Annotated in this window: 34 protein-coding genes; 2 read left to right on the top strand and 32 right to left on the bottom strand. The window is 68.3% G+C overall.

Annotated elements, in window-relative coordinates:
* The first annotated feature begins 27 nt into the window (after positions 1-27).
* Positions 28-2,022: a glycosyl hydrolase family 28-related protein gene (locus ABZ490_RS17980; RefSeq protein WP_358990625.1), complete on the top strand. Its 1,995-nt coding sequence runs from the start codon at positions 28-30 to the stop codon at positions 2,020-2,022.
* Between the two features lie 59 nt (positions 2,023-2,081).
* Here ABZ490_RS17980 and truA read toward each other — a convergent pair whose 3' ends face one another.
* From truA to rpsJ, 31 genes are all read right to left on the bottom strand, one after another.
* Positions 2,082-2,936, bottom strand: coding sequence for a tRNA pseudouridine(38-40) synthase TruA (gene truA / locus ABZ490_RS17975; RefSeq protein ID WP_358990622.1), 855 nt, complete (start codon positions 2,934-2,936; stop codon positions 2,082-2,084).
* Positions 2,937-3,019: 83 nt separating this feature from the next.
* Positions 3,020-3,514: a 50S ribosomal protein L17 gene (gene rplQ / locus ABZ490_RS17970; RefSeq protein WP_358990619.1), complete on the bottom strand. Its 495-nt coding sequence runs from the start codon at positions 3,512-3,514 to the stop codon at positions 3,020-3,022.
* Between the two features lie 85 nt (positions 3,515-3,599).
* Positions 3,600-4,622 (bottom strand): DNA-directed RNA polymerase subunit alpha, encoded by a 1,023-nt coding sequence (locus ABZ490_RS17965; RefSeq protein WP_003966937.1) that lies wholly within the window; start codon positions 4,620-4,622, stop codon positions 3,600-3,602.
* Positions 4,623-4,740: 118 nt separating this feature from the next.
* Positions 4,741-5,145 carry a 30S ribosomal protein S11 gene (rpsK, locus tag ABZ490_RS17960; RefSeq protein ID WP_010354218.1) on the bottom strand — a complete coding sequence of 135 codons (405 nt, stop codon included), beginning with the start codon at positions 5,143-5,145 and terminating at the stop codon, positions 4,741-4,743.
* A 66-nt stretch (positions 5,146-5,211) separates the two neighbouring features.
* Positions 5,212-5,592: a 30S ribosomal protein S13 gene (gene rpsM / locus ABZ490_RS17955; protein ID WP_055632357.1), complete on the bottom strand. Its 381-nt coding sequence runs from the start codon at positions 5,590-5,592 to the stop codon at positions 5,212-5,214.
* A 217-nt stretch (positions 5,593-5,809) separates the two neighbouring features.
* On the bottom strand, positions 5,810-5,923 hold the full coding sequence (gene rpmJ / locus ABZ490_RS17950) for a 50S ribosomal protein L36 (protein ID WP_004984509.1): 114 nt from the start codon (positions 5,921-5,923) through the stop codon (positions 5,810-5,812).
* A gap of 62 nt (positions 5,924-5,985) precedes the next feature.
* Positions 5,986-6,207, bottom strand: coding sequence for a translation initiation factor IF-1 (gene infA / locus ABZ490_RS17945; protein ID WP_003948620.1), 222 nt, complete (start codon positions 6,205-6,207; stop codon positions 5,986-5,988).
* A gap of 232 nt (positions 6,208-6,439) precedes the next feature.
* A complete protein-coding gene (map, locus tag ABZ490_RS17940) occupies positions 6,440-7,276 on the bottom strand; it encodes a type I methionyl aminopeptidase (RefSeq protein WP_358990612.1) in 837 nt (278 codons plus the stop codon).
* A gap of 103 nt (positions 7,277-7,379) precedes the next feature.
* The gene (locus ABZ490_RS17935) at positions 7,380-8,042 is read right to left on the bottom strand and encodes an adenylate kinase (protein ID WP_358990609.1); all 663 of its coding nucleotides are present in this window, start codon (positions 8,040-8,042) and stop codon (positions 7,380-7,382) included.
* Positions 8,042-9,355 carry a preprotein translocase subunit SecY gene (gene secY, locus ABZ490_RS17930; RefSeq protein ID WP_358990605.1) on the bottom strand — a complete coding sequence of 438 codons (1,314 nt, stop codon included), beginning with the start codon at positions 9,353-9,355 and terminating at the stop codon, positions 8,042-8,044. The genes ABZ490_RS17935 and secY overlap by 1 nt, the downstream gene beginning before the upstream one ends.
* Before the next feature lie 245 nt (positions 9,356-9,600).
* Positions 9,601-10,056 carry a 50S ribosomal protein L15 gene (gene rplO, locus ABZ490_RS17925; protein WP_003974249.1) on the bottom strand — a complete coding sequence of 152 codons (456 nt, stop codon included), beginning with the start codon at positions 10,054-10,056 and terminating at the stop codon, positions 9,601-9,603.
* A gap of 2 nt (positions 10,057-10,058) precedes the next feature.
* Positions 10,059-10,241: a 50S ribosomal protein L30 gene (rpmD, locus tag ABZ490_RS17920; protein WP_055632353.1), complete on the bottom strand. Its 183-nt coding sequence runs from the start codon at positions 10,239-10,241 to the stop codon at positions 10,059-10,061.
* Positions 10,241-10,846 (bottom strand): 30S ribosomal protein S5, encoded by a 606-nt coding sequence (gene rpsE, locus ABZ490_RS17915; RefSeq protein ID WP_315884872.1) that lies wholly within the window; start codon positions 10,844-10,846, stop codon positions 10,241-10,243. Before rpsE ends, rpmD begins: the two co-directional genes overlap by 1 nt.
* Positions 10,847-10,882: 36 nt before the next feature.
* Positions 10,883-11,266: a 50S ribosomal protein L18 gene (rplR, locus tag ABZ490_RS17910; protein WP_055632352.1), complete on the bottom strand. Its 384-nt coding sequence runs from the start codon at positions 11,264-11,266 to the stop codon at positions 10,883-10,885.
* Between the two features lie 3 nt (positions 11,267-11,269).
* Positions 11,270-11,809: a 50S ribosomal protein L6 gene (gene rplF, locus ABZ490_RS17905; protein WP_358990599.1), complete on the bottom strand. Its 540-nt coding sequence runs from the start codon at positions 11,807-11,809 to the stop codon at positions 11,270-11,272.
* Positions 11,810-11,833: 24 nt separating this feature from the next.
* Positions 11,834-12,232, bottom strand: coding sequence for a 30S ribosomal protein S8 (gene rpsH, locus ABZ490_RS17900; protein WP_358990596.1), 399 nt, complete (start codon positions 12,230-12,232; stop codon positions 11,834-11,836).
* Positions 12,233-12,446: 214 nt separating this feature from the next.
* Positions 12,447-12,632 carry a type Z 30S ribosomal protein S14 gene (locus ABZ490_RS17895; RefSeq protein WP_003956452.1) on the bottom strand — a complete coding sequence of 62 codons (186 nt, stop codon included), beginning with the start codon at positions 12,630-12,632 and terminating at the stop codon, positions 12,447-12,449.
* Between the two features lie 5 nt (positions 12,633-12,637).
* Positions 12,638-13,195: a 50S ribosomal protein L5 gene (rplE, locus tag ABZ490_RS17890; RefSeq protein WP_358990594.1), complete on the bottom strand. Its 558-nt coding sequence runs from the start codon at positions 13,193-13,195 to the stop codon at positions 12,638-12,640.
* Positions 13,195-13,518: a 50S ribosomal protein L24 gene (rplX, locus tag ABZ490_RS17885; RefSeq protein ID WP_030039760.1), complete on the bottom strand. Its 324-nt coding sequence runs from the start codon at positions 13,516-13,518 to the stop codon at positions 13,195-13,197. The genes rplE and rplX overlap by 1 nt, the downstream gene beginning before the upstream one ends.
* Positions 13,519-13,520: 2 nt before the next feature.
* The gene (rplN, locus tag ABZ490_RS17880; RefSeq protein WP_003998823.1) at positions 13,521-13,889 is read right to left on the bottom strand and encodes a 50S ribosomal protein L14; all 369 of its coding nucleotides are present in this window, start codon (positions 13,887-13,889) and stop codon (positions 13,521-13,523) included.
* A gap of 98 nt (positions 13,890-13,987) precedes the next feature.
* Complete coding sequence (gene rpsQ, locus ABZ490_RS17875; protein WP_358990589.1) at positions 13,988-14,272, bottom strand: 30S ribosomal protein S17; 285 nt, start codon at positions 14,270-14,272, stop codon at positions 13,988-13,990.
* Entirely contained in the window at positions 14,272-14,496 is a 225-nt protein-coding gene (gene rpmC, locus ABZ490_RS17870; protein ID WP_358990586.1) for a 50S ribosomal protein L29, read from the bottom strand. Before rpmC ends, rpsQ begins: the two co-directional genes overlap by 1 nt.
* Positions 14,496-14,915, bottom strand: coding sequence for a 50S ribosomal protein L16 (rplP, locus tag ABZ490_RS17865; protein ID WP_030788270.1), 420 nt, complete (start codon positions 14,913-14,915; stop codon positions 14,496-14,498). Before rplP ends, rpmC begins: the two co-directional genes overlap by 1 nt.
* A 5-nt stretch (positions 14,916-14,920) precedes the next feature.
* Positions 14,921-15,751, bottom strand: a complete 831-nt coding sequence (gene rpsC / locus ABZ490_RS17860; protein ID WP_358990582.1) for a 30S ribosomal protein S3 — start codon at positions 15,749-15,751, stop codon at positions 14,921-14,923.
* Entirely contained in the window at positions 15,751-16,098 is a 348-nt protein-coding gene (gene rplV, locus ABZ490_RS17855) for a 50S ribosomal protein L22 (RefSeq protein WP_307128872.1), read from the bottom strand. The genes rpsC and rplV overlap by 1 nt, the downstream gene beginning before the upstream one ends.
* Before the next feature lie 44 nt (positions 16,099-16,142).
* Positions 16,143-16,424 carry a 30S ribosomal protein S19 gene (rpsS, locus tag ABZ490_RS17850; RefSeq protein WP_003992359.1) on the bottom strand — a complete coding sequence of 94 codons (282 nt, stop codon included), beginning with the start codon at positions 16,422-16,424 and terminating at the stop codon, positions 16,143-16,145.
* Between the two features lie 12 nt (positions 16,425-16,436).
* On the bottom strand, positions 16,437-17,273 hold the full coding sequence (rplB, locus tag ABZ490_RS17845; RefSeq protein ID WP_030039757.1) for a 50S ribosomal protein L2: 837 nt from the start codon (positions 17,271-17,273) through the stop codon (positions 16,437-16,439).
* Between the two features lie 38 nt (positions 17,274-17,311).
* Positions 17,312-17,731, bottom strand: coding sequence for a 50S ribosomal protein L23 (rplW, locus tag ABZ490_RS17840; RefSeq protein ID WP_358990577.1), 420 nt, complete (start codon positions 17,729-17,731; stop codon positions 17,312-17,314).
* Entirely contained in the window at positions 17,731-18,384 is a 654-nt protein-coding gene (gene rplD, locus ABZ490_RS17835) for a 50S ribosomal protein L4 (protein ID WP_358990574.1), read from the bottom strand. The genes rplW and rplD overlap by 1 nt, the downstream gene beginning before the upstream one ends.
* 8 nt (positions 18,385-18,392) lie before the next feature.
* Positions 18,393-19,037, bottom strand: a complete 645-nt coding sequence (gene rplC / locus ABZ490_RS17830) for a 50S ribosomal protein L3 (RefSeq protein WP_306977562.1) — start codon at positions 19,035-19,037, stop codon at positions 18,393-18,395.
* Positions 19,038-19,054: 17 nt separating this feature from the next.
* Entirely contained in the window at positions 19,055-19,363 is a 309-nt protein-coding gene (gene rpsJ / locus ABZ490_RS17825) for a 30S ribosomal protein S10 (RefSeq protein ID WP_003948644.1), read from the bottom strand.
* A gap of 474 nt (positions 19,364-19,837) precedes the next feature.
* Here rpsJ and ABZ490_RS17820 point away from each other — a divergent pair, with 474 nt between their 5' ends.
* Entirely contained in the window at positions 19,838-21,856 is a 2,019-nt protein-coding gene (locus ABZ490_RS17820; protein WP_358990570.1) for a hypothetical protein, read from the top strand.
* Between the two features lie 155 nt (positions 21,857-22,011).
* Here ABZ490_RS17820 and ABZ490_RS17815 read toward each other — a convergent pair whose 3' ends face one another.
* Positions 22,012-23,148: an acyltransferase gene (locus ABZ490_RS17815; RefSeq protein WP_358990567.1), complete on the bottom strand. Its 1,137-nt coding sequence runs from the start codon at positions 23,146-23,148 to the stop codon at positions 22,012-22,014.
* Positions 23,149-23,266: the final 118 nt, after the last annotated feature.

Below are 23,266 nucleotides of genomic sequence, written 5' to 3'. Positions count from 1 at the left end.
TCACGGATCCCTGGGGGGAACCACGCCATGAGCGCCACGACCCGACGCAGCCTCCTCGCCGGCGCCGCCGGTCTCACCGGCGCCGCCCTCGCGACCTCGATCGTCATCGCCCAGACGGCCTCGGCCACCGGCACCGGCGCGGGCTGGCTGAACGTGAAGGACACACCGTACGGGGCCCTCGGCGACGACCGGGCCGACGACGCCCCCGCCATCCAGAAGGCCATCGACGCGGCCGGCCAGGGCGACACCGTCTACCTCCCGCCCGGCGCGTACCGGCTCGCCTCCCCGCTCCGCCTCCGGCTCGGCGTCACCCTGCGCGGCGACTGGCACCCGCGCTCCCCGGCCCACACCGAGATGACCGCCTCCTATCTGCGCCCCGGCCTCGGCACCTTCACCGGCGAGGCCCTGATCGTCGTCGACCCGGTCCCGGCGCAGCGCAGCTCCACCGACCCGGCGTACGGCGGCGGTCCCCGTCTGTACGGCCTGGCGCTCGACGGCCGCGACCAGCGGGCCACCACCGGCACCTCGATCGACGGCATCCGCGTCACCCCCGGCGTCCGGGACCTCGGCCTGGAGAAGGTCACCGTCTGGCGCTTCACCGGCCACGGCCTGCACGCCCAGAACGCCGCCGCCCTCCAGCTCACCCAGGTCCACTGCGTCGACAACGAAGGCCACGGCTTCACCTGGGGCGACACCACGGGCACCGGCGGCGGCCTGGTCGACGCCGACCTGTTCCAGTGCCACGCCCAGGGCAACGGGGGACACGGCTACGACATCCTCAACCCCGACGCGGTCACCGTGGTCGACTGCCGCTCGGCGGCCAACGCCCACCACGGCTACCACGTCACCGGCGTCAACCACTCGATGGTGATGATCGGCTGCGCCACCGACGGCAACGGCCGGGACGGCTTCCACCTCGCCACCTCCCCCGGCGGCCGCTTCCTCCAGCTCCTCGGCTGCCTCGCCGGACGGGACGGCAGGGAGACCGCGGCCTCCCTCATCCCCTACTCCGGCTTCACCGTCACCGGCGAGGCCGCCGAGGGCGTCGTCCTCACCGGCTGCTCCACCACCACCGGCCGCGGCGACGACGGCACCGGCGCCCTCTCCCCCGCCTACGGCCTCACCACCTCCGCGCTGAACTCCGTGAGCAACGTCTCGGTGGTCGGCGGCGAGTACGTCGGGACGACGGCCCCCTTCCAGGACCTCGGCGCGGTCGTCGTCCGCCACAGCGGCGTGATCTCCGGCACCCACCGGGACACCGGCATCGCCTGGGACCAGCATGACGTCCACATGATCTCCGGAGCCGCCGGCACCCGCCGTGACCTGGAGTTCTGGTCCCGCGGCAAGGCCCGCCGCTGGGCCCTGCGCACCACCGACGCCGCCGAGTCCGGCGCCGGTGACGGCTCCGACTTCGCGCTCGTCCGGCACGCCGACGACGGCACCGTCCTCGACACGCCCCTCACCGTCAGCCGCGCCAGCGGCCGGGTCTCCCTCACCACCCCCGGCCTGACGGTCACCGCGAGCGCCGGCCCCGGCGTCCACCTCGTCCAGCAGCGGCCTGCCGCCCACGGCTACGCGGTCACCGGCGCCGGGAAGACCTCCCGCGCCTTCCAGTCCAAGGCCGCCGGAGACTCCGCCCACCGCTTCGCGATGGAGATCGACGGCACCCAGACCTTCGGCCCCGGCACCGGCCGGGACACCAGCTGGGGCCGCCTCGGCACCGCCCAGATCGGCAGCGCCGACGCCGACATCGTCGTGGGCCGGGCCGGGAAGGGCATCAAGGTCAAGGAGGGCAGCAACGCCAAGATGGGCACGGTCACCCTGAACGGCACGACCCCGGTGACGGTCCCCACCACCGCGGTCACCGGGACCAGCCGCATCTTCCTCACGGTCCAGTCCCCCGCCGGCACCCCCTCGGGCGTGGCCTACGTCGCCTCCCGCACCCCCGGCACGCACTTCACGGTGAAGGGCATGGCCGGAGACACCTCAACAGTGGCCTGGCTCATCATGGAACCGGCGTAACGCCCCAAAAGGGGCGCGTGGAACTGCGCGACAAGCCACGACGGCGCCGCACCGAAAACTCAACAGCACCCGGCAGACGGCAGAACACGCTTGTTCCGCGCCTCCCTGCTCCGCGCAGCAAGCAGCTCATCGGCCGGGTACCCGACCTCCTCCAACGTCAGCCCGTGCGGCCGTACGACATGCACGGCGGAGTCCCGCACCCCCGCGGCCAGCACCTTCCCCGGCCACTCGGCCCCCCGGTGCCCGTCCCCCACGAACAGCAGCGCCCCGATGAGCGAGCGCACCATGTTGTGGCAGAAGGCGTCCGCCCGCACGGTGGCGGTGATGATCCCGTCCTCGCCCTTCACCAGGCTCAGCTCCTGGAGGGTCCGGATCGTGGTGGCGCCCTCCCGCCGCTTGCAGTAGGCGGCGAAGTCGTGCTCCCCGAGCAGCCGCAGCGCCGCCTCGTTCATGGCGTCGACGTCGAGCGGCCAGTCGTGCCAGAGCACATGGCCCCGCAGCAGCGGGTCCACACCCCCGGGGTTGTCCGTCACCCGGTACGCGTACCGCCGCCAGACGGCCGAGAACCGGGCGTTGAAGCCACGGGGAGCCTCCCTGAGCGCCCACACCCGCACATCCCGGGGCAACCGCCCGGCGAGCCGCTTCAGCAGCTTCTCGTGGTGCTCACGCCACACGCCCTCCGGCAGATCGACGTGCGCCACCTGCCCCCGGGCGTGCACCCCGGCATCGGTCCGGCCCGCCACGGTCAGCTCGTAGGTCTCCCTGGACCGCGTGACGGTCCGCAGGGCGTCCTCGATCTCCCCCTGCACGGTCCGCCGCCCCCCGGCCTGCTTGGCCCACCCCGAGAACTCGCTCCCGTCGTAGGAGAGATCGAGACGGACACGGACGTACCCGGGCTGCACTTCGTCACTCACCCAGAGATCCTCTCAGCAACACAGAAAAGCGGGCCCGTCCCTCGAAAGGAACGGACCCGCCAACACCCTGCCCTTCGGAACGCCTACGCGTCCTTGGACTCCTCCGCGGCGTCCTCGACGACCTCGTCGGCCTGGGTCTCCTCGACCTTGGCCTCCTCGGCCTCCTTGACCGCACGCTTGGTGGCGGCCTCGGCCTCACCGGTCGCCTGCTGCGCCACGGTCAGCGCCTCGACCAGCTCGATGACGGCCATGGGCGCGTTGTCGCCACGGCGGTTACCGATCTTGGTGATACGGGTGTAGCCACCCGGGCGGTTCTCGTAGCGCGGGCCGATCTCGGTGAAGAGCGTGTGGACGACGCTCTTGTCCGTGATGACCTGGAGCACCTGACGGCGGTTGTGAAGGTCGCCCTTCTTCGCCTTGGTCACCAGACGCTCGGCGTACGGCCGCAGACGGCGGGCCTTCGCCTCGGTGGTGGTGATACGGCCGTGCTCGAAGAGCGCCTTCGCGAGGTTCGCGAGGAGCAGCTTCTCGTGCGCGGCACTGCCGCCCAGACGGGCACCCTTGGTGGGCTTCGGCATCTTTCTTCTCCTGTGTGTCTGCCCCGGCCGTGTCAGGTACCGGGGTCAGGAACCCGATGAGCGGATGCTCACCGGCAACGACCGATCAGTACTGCTCGGTCTCCACGAAACCCGCGTCCGCGTCGTCGTCGGCGCCGAAGGCGTCGGCAGCGGCCGTGGGGTCGAATCCGGGCGGGCTGTCCTTGAGGGCCAGGCCCATGCCGGCCAACTTCGCCTTGACCTCGTCGATGGACTTCGCACCGAAGTTGCGGATGTCCAGGAGGTCGGCCTCGGAGCGCGCGACCAGCTCACCCACGGAGTGGATGCCCTCACGCTTGAGGCAGTTGTACGACCGAACGGTGAGCTCCAGCTCCTCGATCGGCAGCGCCAGATCGGCGGCGAGGGCGGCGTCCGTGGGGGACGGGCCCATGTCGATGCCCTCGGCGTCGATGTTCAGCTCGCGGGCGAGACCGAACAGCTCGACCAGGGTCTTACCGGCGGAGGCCATGGCGTCACGGGGACGCATCGCCTGCTTGGTCTCGACGTCCACGATCAGCTTGTCGAAGTCGGTGCGCTGCTCGACACGCGTGGCCTCGACCTTGTACGTGACCTTCAGAACCGGCGAGTAGATCGAGTCGACCGGGATGCGCCCGATCTCCTGACCGACCTGCTTGTTCTGCACGGCGGAGACGTAACCGCGGCCGCGCTCGACCGTCAGCTCCATCTCCAGCTTGCCCTTGCCGTTGAGCGTGGCGAGGACGAGGTCGGGGTTGTGCACCTCGACACCGGCCGGGGGCGCGATGTCGGCGGCGGTGACCAGACCCGGGCCCTGCTTGCGCAGGTACATCACGACCGGCTCGTCGTGCTCCGAGGAGACGACCAGCTGCTTGATGTTGAGGATCAGGTCGGTGACGTCCTCCTTGACGCCCGGCACGGTGGTGAACTCGTGCAGGACACCGTCGATACGGATCGACGTGACCGCCGCACCCGGGATCGACGACAGGAGCGTACGGCGGAGGGAGTTGCCGAGGGTGTAGCCGAAGCCCGGCTCCAGCGGCTCGATCACGAACCGGGAGCGGAATTCGTCGACGACCTCTTCGGTCAACGAGGGACGCTGAGCGATCAGCATGGTGTGTTCCTTCAGTCAGGGGCGCCCGCTATTTGACGCCCGACTCTGTACTGCAAGGGTACGGGCGGTACGGCCCTTTATGGAGCCGTACCGCCCGTAGCCTCAAGACGACCGTGCGTCAGACGCGGCGACGCTTCGGCGGACGGCAGCCGTTGTGCGGGGTCGGGGTGACGTCCTGGATGGAGCCGACCTCGAGGCCCGTGGCCTGGAGGGAACGGATCGCGGTCTCACGACCGGCGCCCGGGCCCTTGACGAAGACGTCGACCTTGCGCATGCCGTGCTCCTGCGCGCGACGGGCAGCCGACTCGGCGGCCATCTGCGCGGCGAACGGCGTGGACTTGCGCGAGCCCTTGAAGCCGACGTGGCCTGCGGAGGCCCAGGAGATCACGTTGCCGGCCGGGTCCGTGATGGACACGATCGTGTTGTTGAACGTGCTCTTGATGTGCGCCTGGCCGTGGGCGACGTTCTTCTTTTCCTTGCGGCGCACCTTCTTGGCAGCGCCCTGACGACCCTTGGGGGGCATCTATTACTCCTACGGGAGGTGGTCGGTCCTACAGCGAAGACCGCTGGACGGCGAGTCCGCTGCGGACTACTTCTTGCCCGGCTTCTTCTTGCCGGCGATGGCGCGACGCGGGCCCTTGCGGGTACGAGCGTTCGTGCTGGTGCGCTGACCGCGGACGGGCAGACCACGACGGTGACGGAGACCCTGGTAGCAGCCGATCTCGACCTTGCGGCGGATGTCGGCCTGGATCTCGCGACGGAGGTCACCCTCGGTCTTGATGTTGTTGTCCACGTACTCGCGGATGGCGACCAGCTGCTCTTCGGTCAGATCGCGAACACGGGTGTTCGGGTCGACGCCGGTCGCAGCCAGCGTCTCCTGCGAGAGGGTCCGGCCGATGCCGAACACGTAGGTGAGGGCGACCTCCACGCGCTTGTCGCGCGGGATGTCAACACCGGAAACGCGTGCCATTCAATGGCTCCTGGTGATCTTCGGAGGTCTTCCACAGAACCGGATCCCCGCCGCCGGTCTCTTCTTCTCGAAGAGTTGGTACGACGGGGTCCCCGGCCTCCGAACCGGGGGTGTCAGGCAAGAAGAAACCCCCGCCTGGGTCCTGCGTATGAACATATTCAGCTCGCGTCGCGCGAAGTCTCTGCGATCTCGATGCAGAGGGAGAGATCGGCTGCGATCAGCCCTGGCGCTGCTTGTGGCGCGGGTTCTCGCAAATGATCATGACCCGACCGTGACGGCGGATCACCCTGCACTTGTCGCAGATCTTCTTGACGCTCGGCTTGACCTTCATGGGATGTGAGGTTCTCCGGGTCAGTTGCCGGCGGTCCCGCTTGCGCGGGACGTGGGCAAGATCTACTTGTACCGGTAGACGATCCGGCCACGCGTCAGGTCGTACGGAGACAGCTCCACCACGACCCGGTCGTCAGGGAGGATACGGATGTAGTGCATCCGCATCTTGCCGCTGATGTGTGCCAGGACCTGGTGGCCGTTCTGGAGCTCGACCTTGAACATGGCGTTCGGCAGAGACTCGACGACAGTGCCCTCGATCTCGATGGCACCTTGCTTCTTGGCCACGCTTCGCCCTTCGAATCGACTACCTTGATCGACTCTGTGCGAGCGCATGCAGACATGCGGGTGCACGAGAGCCGACGAGTCAGTCTACGTCAGGGCCCCGAGAAACACGAATCGAGAGAGTCTGCCCCACGAGAGAGATCCGTAAGCTTGAAAAATCCCTCGGGACAGCCCACCAAGGGGCGCGGGGAACTGCGCGAGCAGCCCCCACCGGCCCGCAGCCGCACGACCGAGCTCAGCCCAACGGATCCGGCGCGGCCACAACCCCATGTTCCGCCAGCTTCGCCTTGCCGCCGTCCGGGGCGGTCAGGACCAGGGGGCCCTCCTCCGTGAGGGCCACGCTGTGCTCCCAGTGGGACGACCACGTGCCGTCGGTCGTGATGACCGTCCAGTCGTCCTCCAGCACCTCGGTGCGCGGGGTGCCCAGGGACACCATCGGCTCGATCGCGAGGCAGAAGCCGGGCACCAGCTTGGGGCCCTTGCCCCGGCGCCGGTCGACGTAGTTCAGCAGATGCGGGTCCATGTGCATCTCGGTGCCGATGCCGTGGCCGCCGTAGTCCTCGATGATGCCGTAGCGCCCGCCGCCGGGCTTGGGCTGGCGGCGGATGTACGTCTCGATGGCGCGCGAGACGTCGACGAGCCGGTTGCCGAGCTTCATCGCGGCGATCCCGGCCCACATCGACTCCTCCGTCACCCGGGAGAGCTCGATCAGCTCCGGGGCGTGACCGGAGCCCACGAACGCGGTGTACGCCGCGTCGCCGTGCCAGCCGTCCACGATCGCGCCGCAGTCGATGGAGATGATGTCGCCGTCCTTGAGGACCACCTCGTCGGACGGGATGCCGTGCACCACGACGTCGTTCGCCGAGGTGCAGATGGTCGCGGGGAAACCGCCGTACCCGAGGAAGTTCGACTTCGCGCCGTGCTCGGCCAGCACCTTGCGCGCGACCTCGTCCAGGTCCTTGGTGGTGGCCCCCGGTACCGCCGCCTCCCGCGTCGCCGCGTGGATGGCGGCGACGACCAGCCCCGCCGCACGCATCTTCGCGATCTGCTCGGGACTCTTGATCTGCACCATGAGGGCCTGCGCTCTCCATCACTCGGTCGGGGGATCGGGTACTGCCTACACAACAGTACGGCCGTGGGGTCCAGGGGACTCCACGGCCGTACGGGACGGACGACTACGCGTCGTCGCCCTCGCGCTTCAGCGCCGCCAGCGCACGATCGGTGACCTGCTCCACGGGGCCCATGGAATCGATGGTCACGACCAGGCCCTGGGCCTTGTAGTAATCGATGATCGGCTCGGTCTGCGTGTGGTAGACCTCCAGCCGCGTCCGGACGGTCGCCTCGGAGTCGTCGTCCCGCTGGTACAGCTCGCCGCCGCAGACGTCACAGACGCCCTCCTGCTGCGGCTTCTTGTACGTCACGTGGAAGACGTGGGCGGAGTCGTTGCGGCAGATGCGCCGGCCGGCGATCCGCTTGACGACCTCCTCCTCGGGGGCCTCCAGATCGAGGACCGCGTCCAGCTTGATGCTCTCGGTGGTGAGGAGCTCGTCCAGGGCCTCGGCCTGCGAGACGTTGCGCGGGAAACCGTCCAGCAGGAAACCGCGCTCGGCGTCCGGCTGCTCCATGCGGTCCTTGGCCATGGCGATGGTCACCGTGTCCGGCACCAGTTCGCCCTTGTCCATGTAGGACTTCGCGAGTTTCCCGAGGTCGGTCTGCCGGCTGATGTTGGCGCGGAACAGGTCGCCCGTGGAGATGTGCGGAACGCGCAGAGTCTCGGCCAGACGAGTGGCCTGCGTACCCTTCCCGGCACCCGGCGGCCCGACGAGGACGATTCGCATCAGCGGAGGAACCCTTCGTAATTGCGCTGCTGGAGCTGGCTCTCGATCTGCTTCACCGTCTCGAGGCCCACACCCACGATGATCAGGATGCTGGTCCCGCCGAAGGGGAAGTTCTGATTTGCCCCGAAACCAACCAACGCCATCGTCGGCACGAGAGCGATCAGACCCAAGTACAGCGAACCCGGCCAGGTGATCCGGTTGAGCACGTACGACAGGTACTCAGCGGTCGGTCGGCCAGCCCGGATGCCCGGGATGAAGCCACCATACTTCTTCATGTTGTCGGCGACTTCCTCGGGGTTGAAGGAGATGGCCACATAGAAGAAGGCGAAGAAAACGATCAGCAGGAAGTACATGCTGATGTAGATCGGGTGGTCGCCCTTGGTCAGATTCGTCTCGATCCAGGTCTTCCAGCTGGAGTTCCCGCTGGAGAACTGCGCGACGAGGGCGGGGATGTAGAGCAGCGACGAGGCGAAGATGACCGGGATCACACCGGCCTGGTTCACCTTGAGGGGGATGTACGTCGAGGTACCGCCGTAGGACCGGCGGCCGATCATGCGCTTGGCGTACTGCACGGGGATCCGGCGCTGGGCCTGCTCGACGAAGACGACCAGGGCGACCATCACCAGGCCGACCGCGACGACCGTGCCGAACTCGATCCAGCCGTCCGCCAGGGTGCCCGACTTCTTGATCGCCCACAGCGCGGACGGGAAGGTCGCGGCGATCGAGATGAACATCAGGATCGACATGCCGTTGCCGATGCCGCGGTCGGTGATGAGCTCACCGAGCCACATGACGACGGCCGTACCGGCGGTCATGCAGATGACCATCACGATGGTGCTGAAGATCGCGCGGTCCGGGACGATCTGGCTGGCGACGGTGCAGCCGGAGAACAGCGCGCCGCTGCGGGCGGTGGCCACCAGACCGGTGCCCTGGAGGATGGCCAGCGCCACGGTCAGGTAACGCGTGTACTGCGTGATCTTCGCCGTACCGGCCGAGCCCTCCTTCTTGAGGGCTTCCAGGCGCGGGATGACCACGGTCAGCAGCTGAAGAATGATGCTCGCCGTGATGTACGGCATGATGCCGAGGGCGAAGATGGTGATCTGCAGCAGCGCGCCGCCGCTGAACATGTTCACCAGACCGAAGAGGCCCTGGTTGCCGGACGCCTCGTCGACGCAGCGCTGTACGGACGTGTAGTCGACGCCGGGGATCGGGATGTGCGTACCGACCCGGTACACCACGATGATGCCGAGCGTGAAGAGCAGCTTCTTGCGCAGGTCGGGCGTCCTGAACGCCCGGGCGAACGCGGTGAGCACGGTGCCTCCTGCGACCCCCGCGCATCTGCGTCAAGGGTGACGGTCTTGAAGGTCGAATAGAACAACGACAGGACTAACGGCCGACTGCCGCTCAAGGTGCCCCTTTGAGAGAACCTTGTGAAAAGTGGGCAGTGCTGGTCACCTTACCCGCGACACAGCTTCCCTAGGAACGACCAACCGGGGATACCCCATTTGTGGGGTATCCCCGGTCGGGATCGCTCAAGTCATCGAGACGCCTGATGTGGTCAGACGAGCTCGGTGACGGTACCGCCGGCGGCGGTGATCTTCTCCTTGGCGGAGCCGGAGACGGCGTCGACCGTCACCTGCAGCGCCACGGAGATCTCGCCCTGGCCGAGCACCTTGACGAGGCTGTTCTTGCGAACGGCACCCTTGGCGACGAGACCCTCGACGGTGACCTCGCCACCCTCGGGGTACAGCGCAGCCAGCTTGTCGAGGTTCACGACCTGGAACTCGGTCTTGAACGGGTTCTTGAAGCCCTTCAGCTTCGGGAGGCGCATGTGGAGCGGCATCTGGCCACCCTCGAAGCGCTCCGGAACCTGGTAACGGGCCTTCGTGCCCTTCGTACCACGACCGGCCGTCTTACCCTTCGACGCCTCACCACGACCGACACGGGTCTTGGCGGTCTTGGCGCCCGGGGCGGGACGGAGGTTGTGGATCTTGAGCGGGTTGTTCTCCGCCATGATCAGTCGACCTCCTCGACCGTCACGAGGTGGCGGACGGTGTGCACCATGCCGCGGAACTCGGGACGATCCTCCTTGACGACCACGTCGTTCAGGCGCTTCAGCCCGAGCGAACGCAGGGTCTCACGGTGGTTCTGCTTGCTGCCGATGTACGACTTCGTCTGCGTGATCTTGAGGCGAGCCATTACGCACCCGCTCCCGCACGCGCACGAAGCAGAGCCGCGGGGGCGACGTCCTCGAGCGGCAGACCGCGGCGGGCCGCGATCTCCTCGGGACGCTGCAGGCCCTTCAGGGCCTCCACGGTCGCGTGCACGATGTTGATCGCGTTGGACGAGCCGAGCGACTTCGACAGCACGTCGTGGATACCGGCGCACTCGAGCACGGCGCGCACCGGGCCACCGGCGATGACGCCGGTACCGGGGGACGCGGGCTTGAGCAGCACGACGCCGGCAGCCTTCTCACCCGTGATCGGGTGCGGGATGGTGCCCTGGATACGGGGGACCTTGAAGAAGTGCTTCTTGGCCTCCTCAACACCCTTGGCGATGGCGGCCGGCACCTCCTTGGCCTTGCCGTAACCGACACCCACGGTGCCGTCACCGTCGCCCACCACGACCAGCGCGGTGAAGCTGAAGCGACGACCACCCTTCACAACCTTGGCGACACGGTTGATCGCGACGACACGCTCAACGTAAGCAGTCTTCTCGGCGGCGGCTGCGCCACCGTCACGACCCTTACGGTCCCGCCGCTCGCCGCCACCGGCACCGCCACCGCGGCGCTGGGGTCCAGCCATTGGATTACCTCTCTCTTTCCGCTAGCTACGAGCGGCTCAGAACTTGAGCCCGGCTTCGCGGGCGGCGTCCGCCAGGGCGGCGATGCGCCCGGCGTACTGGTTGCCACCACGGTCGAATACGACAGCCTCGACACCGGCGGCCTTGGCACGCTCGGCGACCAGGGCGCCGACCTGCTTGGCCTGCGCGGACTTGTCGCCCTCGCCGCCGCGGACCGACGTGTCCAGGGTGGACGCCGACGCCAGGGTGTGACCCTTGATGTCGTCGATCACCTGGGCCACGATGTGGCGGTTCGAGCGGGTAACGACCAGACGGGGACGCTCCGCCGTACCGGAGATCCGCTTGCGGATCCGGATGTGACGGCGCTTGATCGCGGCGCGCTTGTAGGCGTCGCCCTTCAGGATCTTCTGTCCGTATGCCATGGCTTACTTACCCGCCTTTCCGACCTTGCGGCGGATGACTTCGCCCTCGTACTTGACGCCCTTGGCCTTGTACGGGTCGGGCTTGCGCAGCTTGCGGATGTTGGCCGCGACCTCGCCGACCTTCTGCTTGTCGATGCCCTCGACCGAGAAACGGGTCGGGGCCTCGACCTTGAAGGTGATGCCCTCGGGGGCCTCGACCAGGATCGGGTGGCTGTAACCGAGCGCGAACTCGAGGTTCGAGCCCTTGGCGGTCACGCGGTAACCGACACCGCTGATCTCGAGCTTCTTCACGTAACCCTGGGTCACGCCGGTGATCATGTTCGCCACCAGCGTGCGGGACAGGCCGTGCAGGGCCTTGCTCTGACGCTCGTCGTTGGGGCGGGTCACCTGGAGAGTGCCGTCCTCGCCCTTGGCGATGTCGATCGGTGCCACGACGGTGTGAGTCAGCGAACCCTTGGGGCCCTTGACCGACACGGTCCGGCCGTCGATGGTGACGTCCACGCCGGCGGGAACCGCGATGGGGAGCTTGCCGATGCGCGACATAGCTGTTTCCTCCGTTCCCTTCTGCTACCAGACGTAGGCGAGGACTTCCCCACCCACGCCCTTCTTGCCGGCCTGCTTGTCGGTGAGGAGCCCGTGCGACGTGGAGATGATCGCCACGCCGAGGCCGCCCAGCACCTTCGGCAGGGAGGTGGACTTCGCGTACACCCGGAGACCGGGCTTGGAGATCCGCTTGATGCCCGCGATGGAGCGCTCACGGTTCGGGCCGAACTTCAGCTCGAGGGTGAGGTTCTTGCCGACCTCGGCGTCCTCGACGCTCCAGCCGGTGATGAAGCCCTCCTGCTGGAGGATCTCCGCGATGTGAGACTTGATCTTGGACGCCGGCATCGTCACGGAGTCGTGGTACGCCGAGTTCGCGTTCCGCAGACGCGTCAGCATGTCTGCGATCGGATCAGTCATGGTCATGAATTGGCCTGTGGCCTCTCTCGCCGGGGTTTCCTGGTGCGCCATCCCTCTCCCCGATCCGAGACGGGACGGGTGCGGCGCGGTGGACCTACGGCGTAGTAAGTCGTACGGGCGACCGTCAGGCGCCCAACCCCCCAAGCCTAAGCCATGAAGAGGTGGGCGCCTGACACGCCCATTGCTTACCGAGAGCCTCTGGAACCCCTAAATAGGGGGATTACCAGGAGCTCTTGGTCACGCCCGGCAGCTCGCCACGGTGAGCCATCTCACGAAGGCACACGCGGCAGAGGCCGAACTTGCGGTACACGGAGTGCGGACGGCCGCAGCGCTGGCAGCGGGTGTACGCGCGCACACCGAACTTGGGCTTGCGAGCAGCCTTAGCGATCAGAGCCTTCTTCGCCATCTCGCTCACGCCTCCTTGAAGGGGAAGCCGAGGTGACGAAGGAGGGCGCGGCCCTCAGCGTCGTTGGTCGCCGTGGTCACCACGGTGATGTCCATACCCCGGGTACGGTCGATCTTGTCCTGGTCGATCTCGTGGAACATGACCTGCTCCGTGAGACCGAAGGTGTAGTTGCCACGGCCGTCGAACTGCTTGGGGGACAGACCACGGAAGTCGCGGATGCGCGGCAGCGCGAGCGACAGGGTGCGGTCCAGGAACTCCCACATGCGGTCGCCACGGAGCGTGACGTGGGCACCGATCGGCTGACCCTCACGCAGCTTGAACTGCGCGATGGACTTGCGGGCCTTGGTGACGGCCGGCTTCTGACCGGTGATCTGGGTCAGGTCGCGGATCGCGCCCTCGATCAGCTTCGAGTCACGGGCGGCGTCGCCGACACCCATGTTGACCACGATCTTGACGAGGCCCGGGATCTGCATGACGTTCTCGTACTGGAACTCGTCACGCAGCTTGCCCGCGATCTCCTCGCGGTACTTCGTCTTGAGACGCGGAGTGGTGGTGGTAGCCATCAGATGTCCTCACCCGTCCGCTTGGCAACGCGGATCTTGTTGCCCTCGTCGTCGAAGCGGTAACCGACACGCGTGACGACCTTGTTGCCGTCCTTCTCCACGACCAGCTGGACGTTGGAGACGTGGATCGGGGCCTCGGTCGTGACGATGCCACCGGCCTGCGAGCCCTTGGCGGTCGGGCCGGCCTTGGTGTGCTTCTTGACCCGGTTGACACCCTCGACCAGGACGCGGTCCTCGCGGGGGAAGGCCGCGATGACCTTGCCCTGCTTGCCCTTGTCCTTACCGGTGATGACCTGGACCAGGTCGCCCTTCTTGATCTTCATGCTTACAGCACCTCCGGCGCGAGCGAGATGATCTTCATGAACTTCTTCTCGCGCAGCTCACGGCCGACCGGGCCGAAGATGCGGGTGCCGCGAGGGTCGCCGTCGTTCTTCAGAATGACGGCGGCGTTCTCGTCGAAGCGGATGTACGAGCCGTCCGGACGGCGGCGCTCCTTGACGGTGCGAACGATGACCGCCTTGACGACGTCACCCTTCTTCACGTTGCCACCGGGGATCGCGTCCTTGACGGTGGCGACGATGACGTCACCGATGCCCGCGTAGCGGCGACCGGAGCCACCGAGCACACGGATGCAAAGGATCTCCTTCGCACCAGTGTTGTCGGCGACACGCAGTCGCGACTCCTGCTGGATCACGTCTATCTCCTGTTTGTCTGCCGGTTCCCGGCAGGGGTTCTGTTATGGAACCCCTGCCGAGCCTGGCGGAACTGTCCTGCGGGGATGCCCGCAGGAAATTACTTGGCCTTCTCGAGGATCTCGACGACGCGCCAGCGCTTCGTCGCGGACAGCGGCCGGGTCTCCATCAGGAGGACACGGTCGCCGACGCCCGCGGCGTTCTGCTCGTCGTGCGCCTTGAGCTTGTTCGTACGGCGGATGACCTTGCCGTACAGCGCGTGCTTGACGCGGTCCTCGACGGCGACGACGACGGTCTTGTCCATCTTGTCGCTGACGACGAGACCCTCACGGGTCTTGCGGAAGCCGCGCGCCTCTTCGTTCTCACTCACGTTGTTCTCGCTCATCAGGCGTTCTCCACCGTTTCGATGCCCAGCTCACGCTCGCGCATCAGGGTGTAGATCCGCGCGATGTCCTTGCGGACCGCCTTCAGACGGCCGTGGTTCTCGAGCTGGCCCGTCGCCGCCTGGAAGCGGAGGTTGAACAGCTCTTCCTTGGCTTCGCGGAGCTTGTTGAGCAGCTCCTCGTCACCCAGTTCGCGCAGCTCGGACGCCTTGGTACCGACCGACATCACGCTTCACCTGCCTCGCGCTTGACGATCCGGCACTTCATCGGCAGCTTGTGGGCTGCGCGAGTGAGGGCCTCACGGGCGATCTTCTCGTTCGGGTAGGACAGTTCGAACATGACCCGGCCCGGGTGCACGTTCGCGATCCACCACTCCGGCGAACCCTTACCGGAACCCATGCGGGTCTCGGCAGGCTTCTTGGTGAGGGGGCGGTCCGGGTAGATGTTGATCCAGACCTTGCCGCCACGCTTGATGTGGCGGGTCATCGCGATACGGGCCGCCTCGATCTGGCGGTTGGTCACGTACGCCGGCGTGAGGGCCTGGATGCCGTACTCGCCGAACGCGACCGTCGTACCGCCCTTGGCCTCACCGCGACGCTTCGGGTGGTGCTGCTTGCGGTGCTTGACCCTACGGGGGATCAGCATGTCGGTCAGGCCTCCGTTCCGGTGCTCTCAGCCGGAGCGGCCGCCGGAGCCTCGGCCTTGGGGGCCTCGGCAGCGGGAGCCTGCTGCGGCTTACGACCGCGACCGCCACGCTCGCCACCGCGGCCACCACGGCCGGCGGGACGGTCGGCGCCGCCACGGGCCGGGCGGTTGCCGGCGCGGGCAGCGGCGTTCTCGGCGCGGACCTCGGCGATGTTCTTGACGTCGCCCTTGTAGATCCAGACCTTCACACCGATGCGGCCGAAGGTCGTCTTGGCCTCGAAGAAGCCGTAGTCCACGTTCGCGCGGAGCGTGTGCAGGGGCACACGGCCCTCGCGGTAGAACTCCGAGCGGGACATCTCGGCGCCGCCGAGACGGCCACCGCACTGGATCTTGATGCCCTTGGCGCCGGCCTTCATCGTGCCCTGCATGCTCTTACGCATGGCGCGACGGAAGGAGACGCGGGAGGAGAGCTGCTCGGCGACGGCCTGGGCCACCAGCTGAGCGTCCGTCTCGGGGCTCTTGACCTCGAGGATGTTGAGCTGGACCTGCTTCTTGGTCAGCTTCTCCAGGTCGCCGCGGATACGGTCGGCCTCCGCGCCGCGACGGCCGATGACGATGCCCGGCCGGGCGGTGTGGATGTCGACGCGGACACGGTCACGGGTGCGCTCGATCTCCACCTTCGAGATGCCGGCGCGCTCCATGCCGGACGTCATCATCCGACGGATGGCGACGTCTTCCCCGACGTACTCCTTGTACGACTTGTCGGCGTACCAGCGGGACTTGAAGTCCGTGGTGATACCGAGCCGGAACCCATGCGGGTTAACCTTCTGGCCCATTACCGGGTCCCTTCCTTGCTGCTGACGACCACGGTGATGTGGCTGGTCCGCTTGCGGATCCGGTAGGCACGGCCCTGGGCGCGCGGCCGGAACCGCTTCAGGGTCGGGCCCTCGTCGACGTACGCCTCGCTGATGACCAGCGAGGTGGCGTCCGTGTGGTCGTAGTTGTGCGCGGCGTTGGCGATGGCGCTGTCGAGCACCTTGCCGACGGGCACGGAGGCTGCCTGCGGAGCGAATCGCAGAACAGCCTGAGCCTCCGTGGCGTCCATGCCACGGATCAGGTCCACCACGCGGCGGGCCTTCATGGGCGTGACGCGGATGTACCGCGCCTGGGCCCTGGCTTCCATGGTTGTCCCTCTCAGTTACTTACGTGTCTGAATGCGATCCGCTACTAGCGGCGCTTCGACTTCCGGTCGTCCTTGACGTGACCCCGGAAGGTGCGCGTCGGCGAGAACTCGCCGAGCTTGTGGCCGACCATCGACTCGGTGACGAACACCGGGATGTGGGTCTTGCCGTTGTGCACCGCGAGCGTGTGGCCGAGCATGGCCGGCACGATCATGGAGCGACGGGACCAGGTCTTGATGACGTTCTTGGTGCCTGCTTCGTTCTGGGCGTCCACCTTCTTGATCAGGTGGTCGTCGACGAAGGGCCCCTTCTTGAGACTGCGCGGCATCTAAACCCGCTCCTAGCGCTTCTTGTTCGTCTTGCGGCGGCGGACGATGTACTTGTTCGAAGCCTTCTTCGGCGAACGAGTACGACCCTCCTTCTGACCCCACGGCGAGACCGGGTGGCGACCACCGGAGGTCTTGCCCTCACCACCACCGTGCGGGTGGTCAACCGGGTTCATCGCCACACCGCGAACGGTCGGACGGACGCCCAGCCAGCGCTTGCGGCCGGCCTTGCCCCAGTTGATGTTGCTCTGCTCGGCGTTGCCGACCTCGCCGACCGTGGCGCGGCAGCGCTGGTCGACCAGGCGGATCTCACCGGAAGGCATGCGGAGGTGGGCCATGGTGCCCTCCTTCGCGAGCAGCTGCACCGAGGCACCGGCGGAGCGGGCGAACTTGGCGCCGCCACCGGGACGGATCTCGATCGCGTGGATCGTGGTACCGACCGGGATGTTGCGGAGCGCCAGGTTGTTGCCCGGCTTGATGTCGGCCCCAGGACCGTTCTCGACGCGGTCACCCTGCTGCAGGTTGCGCGGGGCGAGGATGTAGCGCTTCTCGCCGTCGGCGTAGTGCAGCAGCGCGATGCGCGCGGTGCGGTTGGGGTCGTACTCGATGTGCGCGACCTTCGCCGGCACGCCGTCCTTGTCGTGACGACGGAAGTCGATCACGCGGTAGGCGCGCTTGTGTCCGCCACCCTGGTGGCGAACGGTCACACGACCGGCGTTGTTACGGCCGCCCTTGCTGTGCAGGGGGCGGACCAGCGACTTCTCCGGCGTGGACCGCGTGACCTCGACGAAGTCGGCGACGCTGGAGCCACGACGGCCCGGCGTAGTCGGCTTGTACTTGCGGATTCCCATTTTTCAGTCCTCGTCCGATATCGGACGATCCGACCCGCTTACGCGGTCGGACCGCCGAAGATGTCGATACGGTCGCCCTCGGCAAGGGTCACGATCGCGCGCTTGGTGGAGGCGCGCTGACCGAAGCCGGTCTTGGTGCGCTTGCGCTTGCCGATGCGGTTGATCGTGTTGACGCCGGTGACCTTGACCGAGAAGACCGCCTGGACGGCCTGCTTGATCTGGGTCTTGTTGGCGTTCGGGTCGACGATGAACGTGTACTTGTTCTCGTCGAGGAGCGCGTAGCTCTTCTCCGACACGACCGGCTTCAGCAGCACGTCACGGGGGTCCGTGTACGCCTTGCTGGGCGCGGTGACGACGGTGTTCTTGCCCTCGGCCTCGTGGCGGCGCGCCTTGGCGACGCGCGCGGCCTTCGCGGCCTTGGCGGCCTTCGAGGCGATGGAGGGGTGACGGGTGGCCATCAGACCTCAGTCCCTTCGGTGTCGTTGGCCTTCGGGCCGGCGACGAAGGACTCGAGAGCGGCCTGGGTGAAGACCACGTCGTCCGAGACGATCACGTCGTACGTGTTCAGCTGGCCCGGCTCCAGGATGTGCACCTGGGGCAGGTTGCGGGCGGACAGCCACGCGGCCTCGTCGCTGCGCTCGACGACGAGCAGCAGGTTCTTGCGCTCGCTGATCTTGCCGAACAGCGTCCGCGCGGCCTTGGTGGAGATGTCGCCGTCGACCACGCCGGTGACGACGTGGATGCGGTTGTGGCGGGCCCGGTCGGTGAGGGCGTGACGCAGGGCGGCAGCCTTCATCTTCTTGGGGGTCCGCTGCGAGTAGTCGCGCGGCTGGGGGCCGTGCACGACGCCACCGCCGGCGAACTGCGGCGCGCGGGTCGAGCCCTGACGGGCGCGGCCGGTGCCCTTCTGGCGGTAAGGCTTCTTGCCACCACCACGGACTTCGCCACGGGTCTTGGTCTTGTGCGTGCCCTGGCGGGCAGCCGCGTTCTGCGCGACGACGACCTGGTGGATCAGCGGGATGCTGACCTTCTCCACGCCGAAGATCTCCGCGGGGAGCTCGACGCTACCGGTCTTCTCGCCGGCAGGCGAAAGGATGTCAACAGTGCTCATCGGTTACCTCAGGCCCCCTTGGCCGCGGTGCGGACCAGGACGAGGCCGCCGTTCGGACCGGGGACGGCGCCCTTGATGAGCAGCAGACCCTTCTCCGCGTCAACGGCGTGGACGGTCAGGTTCTGGGTGGTGACACGCTCGTTGCCCATGCGACCCGCCATGCGGAGGCCCTTGAACACGCGGCCCGGTGTGGCGCAGCCACCGATGGAACCGGGCGAGCGGTGCTTGCGCTGGGTGCCGTGACCGGCGCCGAGGCCCTTGAAGTTGTGACGCTTCATGACACCGGCGAAGCCCTTGCCCTTGCTCTTGCCGGTCACGTCGACCTTGATGCCGGCCTCGAACACCTCGGCGGTGATCTCCTGGCCGAGGGTGTACTCGCTGGCGTCAGCGGTACGGATCTCGACGAGGTGGCGGCGGGGAGTGACGTCGGCCTTGGCGAAGTGGCCCTTGAGGGGCTTGTTCACCTTGCGCGGGTCGATCTCGCCGAACGCGATCTGGACGGACTCGTAGCCGTCCACGTCGTTCGTGCGGACCTGGGTCACGACATTGGGGCTGGCCTTGACGACGGTGACCGGAACAACGCGGTTGTTCTCGTCCCACACCTGCGTCATGCCGAGCTTCTCGCCCAGGATGCCCTTGATCTGCTTAGCCATTCTCAGATCACCGGCCCCTAGAGCTTGATCTCGATGTCGACACCGGCCGGGAGGTCGAGTCGCATCAGAGAGTCAACGGTCTTGGGCGTCGGGTCGAGGATGTCGATCAGGCGCTTGTGCGTGCGCATCTCGAAGTGCTCGCGCGAGTCCTTGTACTTGTGCGGCGACTTGATGACGCAGTACACGTTCTTCTCAGTGGGCAGCGGCACCGGGCCCGCGACCGACGCACCAGTGCGGGTCACCGTCTCGACGATCTTCTTCGCCGAGGAGTCGATGACCTCGTGGTCGTAGGCCTTGAGCCGGATGCGGATCTTCTGTCCCGCCATGGCTACTCAGTAGTCCTTTGTCTTCTTCGCTCTGGAGCCCGCCGGCTTCCGTTTTCTCCGACCCACGCGGTCGGGCGTGTCGCGCTCCCGCTGACAAAGATGTCCCTTGTTCGAACATCCCTACGGGAATGCACACGGCCCTTCCGGTACCGCAGGCCGGGGGCGGAAGGCCCACCGGGCGCCTGGCCGCTGCCGCACCGCGCTTCCCGAAAGATTCCCGTACGTCCGCCCCAGCGCTGCCGTGAGGCAGTTAGGGCGACGAGTACTGTGGGACTCGCTTCCGGTCCTCCCGGCGGGAGGCGCACAGCATCAACACTCGACCGAGCAACCCCGCTAGTCTGCCATACGGGACAGGGCCTCCGCCAATCGAGCCGGAGAGAATACCCCGGACGTGACGCAGGTCAAACCAAGCGGGCCGACGACCCCGGCGATGTCCTTACACTCCCCTTACATTCTGACCAGGGGGGCTGGATCATGACATCGACCTCGGCATCACCATCACGGAGAACCCGCAGACGGGCCGCGCGGGCCGCCGTGGTCGCCGGTGCGGCGACCCTGCTGCTGGCCCTCGTGCCGGTGCCCGCCCAGGCCCACCGGGACGGCTGCCACCGCTGGCACTCCTGCCCGTCGGACACGGGTTCGTACGTCTGCGGCGATCTCGGCTACGACACCTACTGCGGCGCGTCGGGCGACAGCGGTACGTCGCCGTCCGCGTCGCTGGACATCACCGCGCCGCGCCGCCCGAAGGTGGTCCGGCCGCACACGGGCCGGGGCGGCAAGGTCGGCCTGACGGTCACGGCGGAGCGGGGATCCCGCATCGAGGTCGCCGAGACGGACGAGTACGGCGATCCCGGGGAGGTCGTCGCCAAGGCCACCGCGACCGGCGGCGCCCAGACCGTCGCCTTCACCGCCGCGAGCGGCTCGCACACCTACACCGTCACGGCCACCGACACCGCCGACAACACCAGCGACCCGGTCGACGCGTTCACCCTGGAGGTGGACGCGGAGGCCCCGGCCGTCAGCGGCTTCACCGTGGGCGCGGCCGACGCGGCGACCGCGAGCTCGGCGGTGGCCTTCACCTCGGAGGACGGAGCGGCGTACGAGCTCACCGTCGTCGGCCGCGAGGAGGCGTTCACCGGCACCGTCGGGGACGGCGCGGACACCCTGCTCACTCTCCCGGACGGCGACTACACGGTCCGGCTGACGGTGACGGACGGGGCGGGCAACGTCGGCCGGGCGGAACGGAAGCTCCACGTGGAGCTGGCCGAGCTGGCCCCCCGGGTCGGCGCCGAGCACCGGCGCGGCTCGGGCGACGTCCGGTACACGATCACCGCTCCCCCGCACGCCAAGGGCACCCTCACCGCCGACGACGGCGCGGCGCACGCCTTCACCGCGGACGACGGGGGACGGGCCACGGTGGACCTGCGGCTGGCGGACGGGCGCCACCCGGCCCCCGTCGTCACCGTCACCGACGCCTACGGGCGCACCGGCCGCGCCACGGGCGAGGCCCTGACCGTCGACACGGTCGCCCCCGCGCTGAAGGTCGTCTCCGACGGCGAGCGCGCCTCCCACGGGGAGCTGGCCCTGGCGGTCACCACCGAGGCCGGCGCCGAGGTGCGGGTGGCCTACGGCTCGGCCGCCGCCCGCAAGGCCTTCACCTCCAGCGGGAAGCCGGGCTCCGTGACTCGGGCCCTGGAGCCGGGCAGCCACACGGTCACGGTCGTCGCCGAGGACGCGTACGGCAACACGACCTCCCGGCGGCTCACCGTCGCCGTGGACGACCGCTGGACGGCCGGTGACTGGCTCGCCCTGCTGTTGAAGGCCGTCCTCCTGCTCCTCCTCCTGGTGGGGGCCGCGTACGTCCACCGCCGCGGCCGTCCGACCCGGGAGGCGCGCCGGGCCGCGCGGGCGGCCGCGGCCTACGAGGGCCTGCTGCGCGACTGGGAGCAGGAGCGGGAGCGGCTCGTCGAACTCGCCGAGTTCGCGGCGGAGTTGGGGGAAGAGGAGGAGTCCTCCGGGCGCTGGCTCGCCGAGTGGGGCAGGCGCAGGCGGGACGAGTCGGTGTGGTGGGTGACCGACGCGGACCTGGTGCAGCCCGACGCCACCGGCCAGGGGGTCGACGTCCGCGACTCGGGGACGCTGGTGATCACCGCGCAGCGGGTGCTGTTCTGCGGCAGGAAGCGGCGCGAATGGCTCTTCTCGAAGCTGGAGCACGTCCGACACCTGGGCGAGGACACCACGTTGATGCGGGTGGGCAGTCGCTCCGGCGTCTCGGGGGTCCGCTACCGCCGTGACCCCGCGCGGACGCGCCTCGCGATCGAGGCCGCCCTCGCGGACGCCCCCGGCGGGCGGGCTCCCGAGCTGGGCACGGGGCGGGGTGCCCTGCTGCGGCGGGTGCGGGCGGCGGTCGCCGCGCACGACACCCGCCGCCCGGTCGCCCCCGAGCCGGCCGTCCCGGCCCCACGCCCGGAGCGGACCCCGACGCCCGTGTGACAGGTGCCGGAGCCCGTCAGCACACGTCGACGGCGACGGCCGCGCCCGTGGTCGCGCAGCGGAAGGAGCCGTCGACGGCGGCGGTGACCGTGGCCTTCAGGGCGCCCGTGCTGCCGGAGGTCACGCGCTGCCCGGCCGGATGGAGAGTCCCGCCCTCAGCCCCGTGCGCGCACCCTCACGAACGCCGCGTCCAGGCCCTTCTTCACCGCGCCCGCCACCGGCCGCTCCACCCACCGGTGCACCGCCCAGCTCAGCACCAGGAAGCCCGCCAGGAGCAGCGCCACCAGCAGCCGGGCGTCCATCGTGTCGCGCAGGCGGTTGATCAGGGTGGTGCCGGCCGCGTAGTGGATCAGGTAGAGCGGGTAGGTCAGGCTGCCCGCCGTCACCAGCCACCGCCACCGGATCCGGTCCAGGTGGCCGAGCGCCACGGCGACCATGAGCAGCAGGAACACGGTGAAGATCAGGACCGCTCCCCGCCAGCTGCCCACGTGTTCGACCTCGTCGATGCGCCGGCCCAGTTCCTTCTGGCCCATCAGCCAGGCCATCGCGAGGATGCCCCACAGGAGCAGGTCCTGGCCGAAGCGGTGCATGAGGTAGAGGGCGAGGCCCGCGATGAAGTACCAGGAGGCCTCCGGGTCGGCGATCAGCTCCAGGAGGGGGAGATGGGCGACGGGGGCCAGCATCGCCGCCGCGCCCCAGAGGCAGCAGAACAGCACCACGCGGCGGTAGGTGAGTCCGGCCCACACCACCGCGAGGAAGAGGAGGTAGAAGCGGAGTTCGGACCACAGCGTCCAGTACACGCCGTCCACGTTCTGCACGCCCGAACCGGACTGGAGCATGGTCAGGTTGAGCAGGACGTCCCGTGGGGCGAGGCGTTCCCACACGCCGGGTACGGCCGCCAGGACGGCGGTGGTGAAGAGGACCGCGAACCAGTACGCCGGGTACAGGCGGATCACCCGGGAGACGAAGAACTGGCGTGGGGTGCGGCCCCAGCAGGACATGCAGATCACGAAGCCGCTGATCACGAAGAAGATCTCGACGCCGATCCAGCCGTAGGCCGCGACCCGGAACACCGACGGCATGATGTCCGAGACCGGGCGGTCCCAGATCAGGTTGCCCGGCTGGTTGACGCGGCGGGTGCCGGCGTAGTGGTGGACCGCGACCATCAGGGCGGCGAGGAGCCGGATGCCGTCGAGGGCGTACAGGCGCGGGCGGCGGCGGCCGGACGAGGGGGGCGCCGCCGTGGGCGCGGGCTGTGGCTTCGTGGGTCGTATGAGAGGCAGGGCAGACATCGCCGTCAGGCTAGGCGGCTCACAGACGGCTCATGGGTGACACCGGGCAACGTTCGTCCACGATTCACCCCCCGCACACTCGTACGACAGATGGCGACCGGGCATGCGAAAGGGCCCG

The sequence above is a fragment of the Streptomyces sp. NPDC005811 genome, from assembly GCF_040630405.1.
In the GTDB taxonomy this organism is placed as follows: Bacteria; Actinomycetota; Actinomycetes; order Streptomycetales; family Streptomycetaceae; genus Streptomyces.
The sequence above is the reverse complement of the archived record's forward strand: the minus strand, read 5'-3'. Positions and strand labels throughout refer to the sequence as shown.